General features: G+C 59.7%; 11 protein-coding genes. 6 read left to right on the plus strand and 5 right to left on the minus strand.

The genetic code is table 11. The features are described from left to right. The first annotated feature begins 263 nt into the window (after positions 1-263). From HOV91_RS37465 to HOV91_RS37475, 3 genes are all read left to right on the plus strand, one after another. Positions 264-467 carry a hypothetical protein gene (locus tag HOV91_RS37465; RefSeq protein ID WP_174189945.1) on the plus strand — a complete coding sequence of 68 codons (204 nt, stop codon included), beginning with the start codon at positions 264-266 and terminating at the stop codon, positions 465-467. Positions 468-563: 96 nt separating this feature from the next. Then, positions 564-1,139: a tyrosine-type recombinase/integrase gene (locus HOV91_RS37470; RefSeq protein WP_174189946.1), complete on the plus strand. Its 576-nt coding sequence runs from the start codon at positions 564-566 to the stop codon at positions 1,137-1,139. 29 nt (positions 1,140-1,168) lie between these two features. Further along, positions 1,169-1,354, plus strand: coding sequence for a hypothetical protein (locus HOV91_RS37475; protein ID WP_174189947.1), 186 nt, complete (start codon positions 1,169-1,171; stop codon positions 1,352-1,354). A gap of 140 nt (positions 1,355-1,494) precedes the next feature. Here the strand turns inward: HOV91_RS37475 and HOV91_RS37480 are convergent, their stop codons facing one another. The 3 genes from HOV91_RS37480 to HOV91_RS40390 are packed head-to-tail and all read right to left on the minus strand — an operon-like array spanning position 1,495 to position 3,525. Next, a complete protein-coding gene (locus tag HOV91_RS37480) occupies positions 1,495-2,160 on the minus strand; it encodes an MAE_28990/MAE_18760 family HEPN-like nuclease (RefSeq protein WP_174189948.1) in 666 nt (221 codons plus the stop codon). A gap of 2 nt (positions 2,161-2,162) precedes the next feature. Beyond that, positions 2,163-3,269 (minus strand): DUF262 domain-containing protein, encoded by a 1,107-nt coding sequence (locus HOV91_RS37485; protein ID WP_174189949.1) that lies wholly within the window; start codon positions 3,267-3,269, stop codon positions 2,163-2,165. Positions 3,270-3,279: 10 nt separating this feature from the next. Then, positions 3,280-3,525 (minus strand): hypothetical protein, encoded by a 246-nt coding sequence (locus HOV91_RS40390; RefSeq protein ID WP_246351518.1) that lies wholly within the window; start codon positions 3,523-3,525, stop codon positions 3,280-3,282. Here HOV91_RS40390 and HOV91_RS41165 point away from each other — a divergent pair. Next, a complete protein-coding gene (locus tag HOV91_RS41165) occupies positions 3,454-3,900 on the plus strand; it encodes an HD domain-containing protein (RefSeq protein WP_369009330.1) in 447 nt (148 codons plus the stop codon). The genes HOV91_RS40390 and HOV91_RS41165 overlap by 72 nt on opposite strands. On the opposite strand, the gene HOV91_RS37495 is transcribed toward HOV91_RS41165, so the two are convergent. Both HOV91_RS37495 and HOV91_RS37500 read right to left on the minus strand, forming a co-directional pair. Beyond that, the gene (locus HOV91_RS37495; RefSeq protein ID WP_246351520.1) at positions 3,810-4,361 is read right to left on the minus strand and encodes an NUDIX hydrolase; all 552 of its coding nucleotides are present in this window, start codon (positions 4,359-4,361) and stop codon (positions 3,810-3,812) included. The two genes, HOV91_RS41165 and HOV91_RS37495, sit on opposite strands and share 91 nt — an antisense overlap. 418 nt (positions 4,362-4,779) lie before the next feature. Further along, the gene (locus HOV91_RS37500) at positions 4,780-6,201 is read right to left on the minus strand and encodes an ApeA N-terminal domain 1-containing protein (RefSeq protein ID WP_174189951.1); all 1,422 of its coding nucleotides are present in this window, start codon (positions 6,199-6,201) and stop codon (positions 4,780-4,782) included. Between the two features lie 1,263 nt (positions 6,202-7,464). Here HOV91_RS37500 and HOV91_RS37505 point away from each other — a divergent pair. Both HOV91_RS37505 and HOV91_RS37510 read left to right on the plus strand, forming a co-directional pair. Further along, a complete protein-coding gene (locus HOV91_RS37505; protein WP_246351522.1) occupies positions 7,465-7,923 on the plus strand; it encodes a VanZ family protein in 459 nt (152 codons plus the stop codon). A gap of 386 nt (positions 7,924-8,309) precedes the next feature. Next, positions 8,310-8,627, plus strand: a complete 318-nt coding sequence (locus tag HOV91_RS37510) for a hypothetical protein (protein WP_174189953.1) — start codon at positions 8,310-8,312, stop codon at positions 8,625-8,627. The last annotated feature ends 280 nt before the right edge of the window (positions 8,628-8,907 follow it).

An 8,907-nucleotide genomic window follows, 5' to 3' on the forward strand; every position in this document is an offset into this window, starting at 1 on the left:
AACGAGGTTCGACAAACTCGCTGTGCGCTATCTGGCCACCATCCAGGTCGCGGTCATCAACCAATGGCTCAGACACTCCTGAGGACGGTCCACAAACCCGCCCTTACGACTTCGAGACAGAACCTAGAACAGCCCTCGTCCACGAATAGATTATCGCGATAGCATTGGGCCGTGGGGAGGGCTTCGCTGGACGACATCCGGGAGTTGCGAGACGACTTTCGCGACCGAGCTGCGGAGAAAGAACCGCGCCAAGAAGACGATCGATGTCTACCCTGGTCCACATCGGCTACTTTGCTGACTACCTGATCTCCGAGGCTCTCCCGACAGACGCGCCCGAGATCACCCGTGACGACATCGGCGGGTACATCGAGACACTGCTTTCAAGGACGAACCGGCGGACCGGCGAGCCGCTGTCCCCGCAGTACGCGCGCAGCCAGTATCGAAGCCTTCAGCAGTTCTTCAAATAACTTGCGGCCCAAGAGATCATCGAATCTGACCCATTCGACAAGCTGAGCCTGCCGGACGCTCCGGACAAGCTGGTGCCGGTACCGAGTCTCGAATCCTTGCGTGCCCTGCTCGACCAGTGCGCTGGAACCGACTTTGATTCTCGGCGGGACAACGCGATCATCCGTCTGTTCGCGGACACGGGGTGCCGCTGCGGAGAGGTCGCCAACCTCGGTTTGGACGATCTCGACTTCGAGGAGAACAGCGCGCTGGTCGTCGGCAAGGGTGGCCGGCCAAGATCGTCACCGTTCGGCGACAAGACGCGCATCGCGCTGCGCCGGTACCTGCGTGCCCGCAATCAACATCAATTCGCGAAGAAGAGCGATCGGCTGTGGCTCGGTCGGCAGGGCCCGATGACGGACCACGGCATACGGCAGATGCTAGAACGCCGCGCCGAGGCCGCGGGCATCGACCACATTCACCCGCACATGCTGCGCCACTGGTTCGCTCACAACTGGCTCGCCAACGGCGGCCAGGAGCAGGACCTCATATGCTGGCGGGATGGCGCTCCCGGCAGATGCTCGACCGCTACGGCAAGTCTGTGGCCGACGAGCGAGCGAAGGCGGCGCACCGCCGCGCGCGCCTCGGCGACAAGTTGTAGCAGTCGGAGTTGTACATCAACGTGTAGTGGGTAGTTTCCCCAGCTCGGGCCCTAAATGAGCACATGCACCGCATGTTCGGTCTGTGGAACGGCACCGACAACATGACACCGCCGCCGCACGCCGGACTGAAGTTCCCCGCCAGCACGAGCCACTACCTCGCGTCGGGCAACGCAGTGATCGACCCCGGCGACCTGACAGAGGCTAGCGAAGCGATGCGTGTACGACTTCGGCACCGCCACGCGGCCTGAAGGATGCGACGCCGAGCCAGGGCGGGCGGTACCGGGGCAAGTCGCCGGAAGTTGACGACGATCCCGGCCCGCATACGCTGGCCGACCGACTCACCGAGTGGGGTCGACGGTGAGCCTGGCGAACATGCGAGCGCTCAGGGCTAGGGAATTGGCGGGCTGACCCGGTAACCCTTGGACCGGACTTGTCCAATCGTCACGTCGCGAATCTCCTCCATCATGGCTATGACGTTGCGGTGCAGCTCTAAGGTTTCCCTGGGGTCTGGAAAACTCGCGCGCCCGTGCGCTATTTCATTTCGTGTGTCACATAGTTGAATGTCGATCAGATTCTTCTTTGTCATCAGATTCGCAATTGGAATACCGAGCGAAGTCGTGATGCTTTCTAGGACCTGGAATCGCAGATTGGATTTCGTGTCGACGACCTTGTCCTGACTTATTCGAAGGCGTTGAGTTGAAGTCCCTCGTGCTATGGAAACAAGCTCTGTCAGTGCCTCGGAATCTCCTGAGTCGATCCGGCGAAGTATGTGTTGCGTGTGCGCCAGAACAAGTCGGTCAGCGGCTTCGGAAACCAGTGGCTTTCTTTTCAGGATGAGTTTTATGTAGGCTTCAAATACTGCTTTACAGTAACCTTCCCAGTGTGCATAGAGAAGCGTTGCCATTCCTCGGGTGAGGGCGCGAGCGGTGGGGCCTGCAGTGTGTCCCCTCGTTGCGCGCTCCAGTTCTTTCGCGAACGCGTGAAGCTCAATTTTTCTCCAGCCCAGTTCGCTGTCAGCTAGGGATTCGAAATCATCGTCGGTGACAGCAGTCACGTCTATTCCCCAAAGTATTCGCGACTCGCGGCAACGATGCGAGGCACCCTCCGCCGGGGACTGACTCCGGTGCCAGAGTTCGAACGAAATCCCGGTGCTTTCCAGATGTCTTGGATTCGTTCCTTTAGCTGGCCGGGTCCTCGATCCTTCCAAATTGCCAGATTTCTCGAGACGCCAGTAGTTACAAATTCAAAGGCGGAAATTGAGAACGGTCCGAGATGCTTATTGCCGTCAAATCGCCTAAAGACGTCCTCGCCGAGTGTGGCATCGAGCAGCTGAAAGGTCTCGCTGAACAAGTCTTGGTTCAATGACTCGTTGCGCTCGGCGGCCTTTTTCATCCAGTCGGTCAAGTACTCGCCATATTCCTTTTGTAGTTCGGTAATTCCGCCCACAAACTCCTCTTGGCAAAAGAATCTGAGCACCAATTCGTTTGGGTACGATTCCTCAGCCTGTCGCTCGGTGAGTGGGGTGCAGTTGAGGAAGTGTGAATCTACTGACAGTTTAGTGACAATGTGAAAGAATTCGCGATTAATCATCACCATGAGGCAATTCCGCGCCTCTTGTGGCGACAAGATTGAGCCGGAGTTTAGCCGCTGGAATAGATCGTACTTCGCATTCTGGTCCGACTCTTTGGTGATGATGCTGAAGTCCAGCTTGGATCGTTTGAAGTCGCGGCGCAAAGCGTCGTCGAACTGTTTGGCACCTTTGGCATCTTCAGGGGCCGAATATGTGTAGCCTTCCAGCTCCGTCAGGTACTCGCCCTTGCGGAGCGTGAGCGGGGGCTGCACAACCCGCTCCTCGTCGCGGTACTCCCCGGTGAACTCAAGAATGGTGGAGATTCGCTGCACTCCGTCAATCACGTCCCAGACGCCGTCCGGCCGCTGCGAGACGAATATTGGCGGAACTGGGATCCCTAGGAGGATCGATTCAATAAGGCGCGATTTTTGATCATCGTTCCAGCGAAAGATGCGCTGGAACTCGGGGTGGATCTCGATGTCGCCCTCGCGGTATAGGGACAGAACCTCGCCGATGGACATTGAGTATCCGTCAGTGCGGATCTCCTTTGCGCGGGCGCTGATCTGGTCCGTGAGCTTCTTGAGGTCAGTCACGAGCTGGACTTTACGTGCACAAACGCCGAGTAGGTAGCGCGAGATGAACTCGGACCGCTTGGATGTCCGCTTGCCGAGCCACTACGGTGGCGACATGGGTGGAGAGCTCCTGGAGTGGGCAGGGCGGACCGCGCACGAACTGCTGAGTGAACTTCCGACACGGCTCGCGCATGTTGCGGGCGTCGTGCGTCATGCCGAGTTCGTCGCCGATCTGGTCGATGACGGTGACCTGCTCGTTGCCGCGGCTTGGCTGCACGATGTCGGCTACTCACCGCAATTGATGCGTACTGGGTTTCACCCTGTCGATGGTGCGGAGTTCCTTCAGGATCGCGGGGTGCCAGCGCGGCTGTGCGCGCTTGTCGCGAATCACTCGTGCGCCAGAGTCGACGCGCGGAACCGTGAGGTCCCCCTGCCGTGGCCGGACGAGCGTATTCCGCTTCGGGATGCGCTCTGGTGGGCTGACATGTCTACAACGCCAACGGGCGGTGGTACCGATGTCCACGCCCGCCTCGCAGAGGTGACGCAGCGATACGGCGACAATCACGTCGTCTCGCGGTCGTTGACGGAAGCGGCGCCGGAACTGTTCGAAGCTGTTGACCGGATCGAGGCGGCCCGTCGCGGATCTAAGTGAAGTAGGGCGCACTCGTTTTCTCGAGGCCGCGCTCGATCCGTAATGCGATCGAGGGGGATGTCCAGCTTGGCGAAGTCTGTCGGCGCGACCCACATGACCTCCTTGGATTCCGGGCTCGGCCGGAGCTGGCCGCCGACCGGGTCGGCGGGGAAGCAGATCGAAAACTCCTGCCTAACCTCTCCGCCGTCGTAGGCGATGACGTGATCCGGGTTCGAGAAAATCTCAATCAGGTTGGTCACCTGGACGTCGATGCCAGTCTCTTCGCGGACCTCACGCACGACTGCCTCGGTGACCGTCTCTCCTGCCTCGAGGCCGCCACCAGGAATCGAATACAGGTCGTTGTCGATTCGGTGGATCATCAGGATACGGCCGTGAGAATCCTGGACGAATGCACTCACAGCGACCTTGATGCTGTTCGACAACGGCGCATTCGGGTCGCGGAAGTAGTGCGTACGACTCATTGCAGTCACCTTTCCAGAGTCGCGATCGACCACACGTACTCAAAACTCGTCATGAGGTCTCGAATAGGTCGCGCTGTCGTTCGTTTGGCCCCCGATCCGGTTGCGGGTCGCACTGATGGTCGCCTACGGGCGACCACGGTTACGCCGACGATGCCGCCTCCGGGTCGAACCTCTCGGAGTCCGGTTCTCCGCCGGCCCGGCCGCGATTGGTGCTTGAGAGACGACCGCCAATTCGAGGCCAAAAGCCCGCCGTTTCAAACGGTAAAACATGCTGGTAGGCACGCAGGTCGAACGGTGCGAACCGTGCACAAGATAAGGCGGCTTGGGCTGTTCGTGGTCGTGAACGACGTGTGGTCCCCACCCGGTCCCCATCTCTGGGGTTCGGGCTGTGTCTTTCATCAAGGAAGGGCTCTGCCCGCTAGTCGTCGAAGCTGAGAACCCGTTCCTGAACCTCGGAGCTCATGCCGAGAATCCGGAGACAATGTGCACGTACGACCGATTCAAGAATGGTGTCCACCTCACTTAATTCATAAAAATCGTAGGTTTTGTTTCCGTGAGCTAGGTCGTTTCTAATAAGGCGCAAAGCCCCCTCTGGCTTCAATGTATTCTCGGTGCAAACCCTTTCCACAAGGGTGGCCTGTCCGATCTTCTCGGTGGGATCAACGGGCAACGACTCAAACATGTCCTTGAGGAGATCATCTAGGTTCAACGGGGTTTTCTTTATATTTTTTCTGACAAACTTTCTGCTCATGCCTGTCAGATGTTTCATGCACTCGTTGATAACTCTGTCGCGTTTTCTGGCGAATCCTTCAACTCTCTCATTCAATCGCCCTTCGCGATTTGATACCCCTTCCAATGCCTGAATCAAGAGAAGATACCTGGCTCTTGGATGCTGGTCTGCACCGAGGGCGTAAGGTTCATAGGTGTAGACGATAGGATTCTGATCATCCTCCAGCGTGTTCCACCGGTTGACAAGATTTAGAAGCGACACTTTGTCGGCATCCAGCTTCAAGGCAGAATCGCGCTGTCGACGAAGGCGCCCGCGCTCAGGCATGTATGGAGACTGCGTTATCGGCCTGGCGAAAGCTTGCAAGAATGGCGAATTTTCCTTCGCCCCTGCTGGTTTCACCTCCAGGTACGTAACGTCTTCCTCTTTTCCAGTGAGGACAGAGATAACACGATACAGTGAGCGTATCCACTTGTCGTAAGCGTCCAAGAATTCGAGCGGTTCATCGAATGATATCTTAATGATCGGGGTGAAGCGGATCCCGAACTCATACTCCGCGAGAACTGTGGCTGACTGCATGTAGGTGATAGACATCTTTGTCGAACCATCGTACCATTCCAAGTCATTGGATCGAGTGGTAACCGACCACTTCGCTTCTTTCGAGTCGGATTGCATTGGTAATGTTGTGGTGTCGATAGGAGAAGCCATGAAGATGCGTTCAAGATGTGTTATCTGTACGCGCATTTCAGATATTTTTGTATCGTTCAGTTGATCCGCGTCGCGTCCGATAAGGGCCGCAGAGGCATAGATCGTTGCATTCCCATCCGGAAAGTTAACAAAGTGCCCTGGATGGCCGATTATTTCCAATTTTGGATTTATCAATAGTGCGCCTGCTCCGTTGGCTAGCTGGCCACTCAAGTATTCGTACTCATAGCGCTTGGGGAAGCCGCCAAAGGGTTCACCTGGCACTTCGCCGGACACCTTCCCTAGAGGCTGCCGACTGCCATCCAGGATGATCTCTCCGTGAGGCCGAAGCACCACATCCGCATCGGGGTCGGGTAGATACCACTGGCACGAGAACCTGCCATTGAGCTGTTTGACCTTGATCGGCACGTCGTTAGGGTTCACGGATTCGAATTATGACGGTGTGCGTGGCCATCCGTTGCTACTTCACCTTGCGGGGCTCGGGTCTCGGTCCGCTTCGGGCGTGCTGTGCGTCTACGACCAAACGGCAAGGCGGAAGGTGCCGGAGTTGCGTTGCCTGCGGGTGTCGATGCGAATTGGCCTGCTGGTTGGGGGGTCTGCGCATAACCGGGGCTGGCTACCGCCTCCCCCCATAAGGCTTGCCCTTCGCGCGAGAGGCTCCGCGGTCAAGGGTGGCGAATGACATCAGCGCAGATGACGCCCTTGGGTGCCCTTGACGGTGGAAGGGCGTGGGAACACAATGCAGACCACCAACCAGCGAGGCCACGCGGCCGGTAGGTCGCACACATCCACGCTGATGACCGAATCGTTTTCCGTTCGGCAACTCGATGGACTGGGCCACAGCCAGTTGGCCGGGTCGAGTGCGGGCCGATTCGTCGGCGACTGCGCGAGGTAGGCCGGGTATGGGCTCTGTTGCGCCCCCGCTTCTCGGTTATCGAAATCAACCATCTCAGATCGGATCGGGGTAGCGCACGCGTGCCGCTGACGCGCCCGGTTGGGTCGCCAGCGCAGCCAGGCCCGGCCGGTTGCGTGGCGGCGGCGCGCATGCACGGCCGCTCTTGATCCGCAGTCCGTTGAACTACGTTCGGCGGTATCGTGACGACGTCGAAAGTCAGCCGCAGCGAGTCGAATGCTTGGAGATCCGTGCACCAATAGATTATTGTAGAATGCTCTCTGACATGCAGGTTCCTTGCTGGTTAGCACAGTGTCGAGAGTGTTTGATCTCATAATCCATTGGTCGCGGGTTCGAGCCCCGCCCACCCCACAAAAATAGCCTCTGAATTGCGGAAACGCTGAACCTCGCAGCTGAGTTGATCTAGAACAGCGCTCCGACAGCAATGTATTTTGCCGATGAAATTCGGGCTTGGGGCTGGAACCTGCATGGCATCCGAGAGCTTGCGGAGGACTTCGCGACTGCGTCGCAAGAACCGGAGCAAGCGGACCATTCCGACGCCTTGCTGGTTTGTGTGTGCGCGCGTGTGGGTCCTGTGGATGGTCTGTCGAGCCGACCTGTGGCGCAGATGATTCGGGTGATACTGGGGTGTGAACGGGACATGGGAGGCGTGGGGTGGGGTCGCGATCGCCGCGATTACCTCGATACCACTAGCCGGTCTCGCGGCCTGGTGGCTGGCTGGGCGGTGGGGGTGGCGTGCCGCGCTATGCGATGTCGGGATGGTGACGGGTACCGCGCCGTGGTTGTGGATGATCCTCACGCCGACGGGAACGGGGCGTTCGGTGAATCTGGTGCCACTGCGTGATCTGGCCGAGGTACTGGCCGACGACCGGGTAATCGAGCAGTTCGGTGGGAATCTGCTGGTCTTCGCCGCACTTGGCTTCCTGTTACCCGTGCGCCGACCCTGGTTCGCCCGCTCGTACCGCATCCTGTTGGCGGGAGCAGCAGCTTCGATCGCGGTGGAAACTGCACAGTTCGCCCTCGCTATCGGCCGTCACTCATCCGTCGACGACGTGCTGGTGAACGCGGCCGGTGCATACCTGGCGGGCCAGCTCTCCCGACAGTTGTGGGCGCCGCGCGCAGTGACCGACCGGTCCGAGCCGCGCTACCTGAAGAGCCGAAAGGGGCATCGTCTCCGAGCAGGACAGCCTCGGCCGGCTCACCGTCCCCGAGTATGAAGATCATCGACAAGCGGGTGGCCGCCGGGTCAACGCGAACCATCCGCGATGAGCCGCGAGGGCGACACAACGGCGGCGTGGGGTGACGAACGCACCGGCACGAATCGGGCTGCCTGTTGACCATGAACGGGTAGCGCCGCTGACGCTTGAACGGCTCGCACGGTGGCTGACGATCGAGCCCCGGATCCGCATCCGCGCGATCGAAGCAAGATCGGCAGAGCAGGAAGACGCGCTTCGGCCCTTGGCCGCGGTCACCCGGTCGGTCGTCGTGCCGACGCCTTTCATCGGTGTATCGCGAAGTCGCCGTGGGATCGCCGTGTGCGCAGCGGTGGAGGGTGGCGTCTCCTGCCGCGACGCTACGATCAGTCGAACTCTGAGAGGAAAACATGATCAAGTCGACGTCCTTCGCCGCTGTGCTGTCCGCGGCCGCTGCCGCCCTACTCTTCCTGCCGGCCGCACCCGCGCACGCCCAGTCGCCCCAGTGCGCCAAAGCCATTGAACTGATCAACGTCGCGATCGACACGAGCGGCGGCACCCTGGACGAGGCGACGGCGTCAGCGCTGTCCGGCCGACTGAGCGGCTTGGCCGATCTGGCGCAGGGCCCGGAGAAGGATGCCATCGCCGCCTACGCCTACGCGCTGGTAGACGACAACGTCAGCGATCTCAACCCCTACACCGACGAGCTCAATCGCGTCTGCGCCTGAGCCGGGCACCGGCTCGAGAGGGTGGGTGCTGGGTCCATAGCTACGCAAATGTCCGGACTCCCGCCGGGTGAGCGTGGCGGGCATCCGAATTCGGACGCCCGCCACACTCGTCAGCACTCGCTGTTTCCGGACTGGAGGAACACCGCGAGGGCTTTGCCCCAGTCGGCGTCCGAAGTTATTGCCGAGCTTGCTGGGCACGATGCCGGAGTGCCGCTCAGCGGGCTGAACGCCGCGAACAACGAACGGAATCGTCACCGGGCGCGGCCGCGGTAGTCGAGGC

Origin of the sequence: Nocardia barduliensis (assembly GCF_013315795.1) — a bacterium.
GTDB lineage: Bacteria > Actinomycetota > Actinomycetes > Mycobacteriales > Mycobacteriaceae > Nocardia > Nocardia barduliensis.

Bases quoted from the DNA above. Each gene is read 5' to 3' on its own strand.
- HOV91_RS37465 (WP_174189945.1), top strand. From the start codon at position 264: ATGTCTACCCTGGTCCACATCGGCTACTTTGCTGACTACCTGATCTCC.
- HOV91_RS37475 (WP_174189947.1), top strand. From the start codon at position 1,169: ATGCACCGCATGTTCGGTCTGTGGAACGGCACCGACAACATGACACCG.
- HOV91_RS37495 (WP_246351520.1), bottom strand. From the start codon at position 4,361: ATGAGTCGTACGCACTACTTCCGCGACCCGAATGCGCCGTTGTCGAAC.
- HOV91_RS37505 (WP_246351522.1), top strand. From the start codon at position 7,465: ATGGTGACGGGTACCGCGCCGTGGTTGTGGATGATCCTCACGCCGACG.
- HOV91_RS37510 (WP_174189953.1), top strand. From the start codon at position 8,310: ATGATCAAGTCGACGTCCTTCGCCGCTGTGCTGTCCGCGGCCGCTGCC.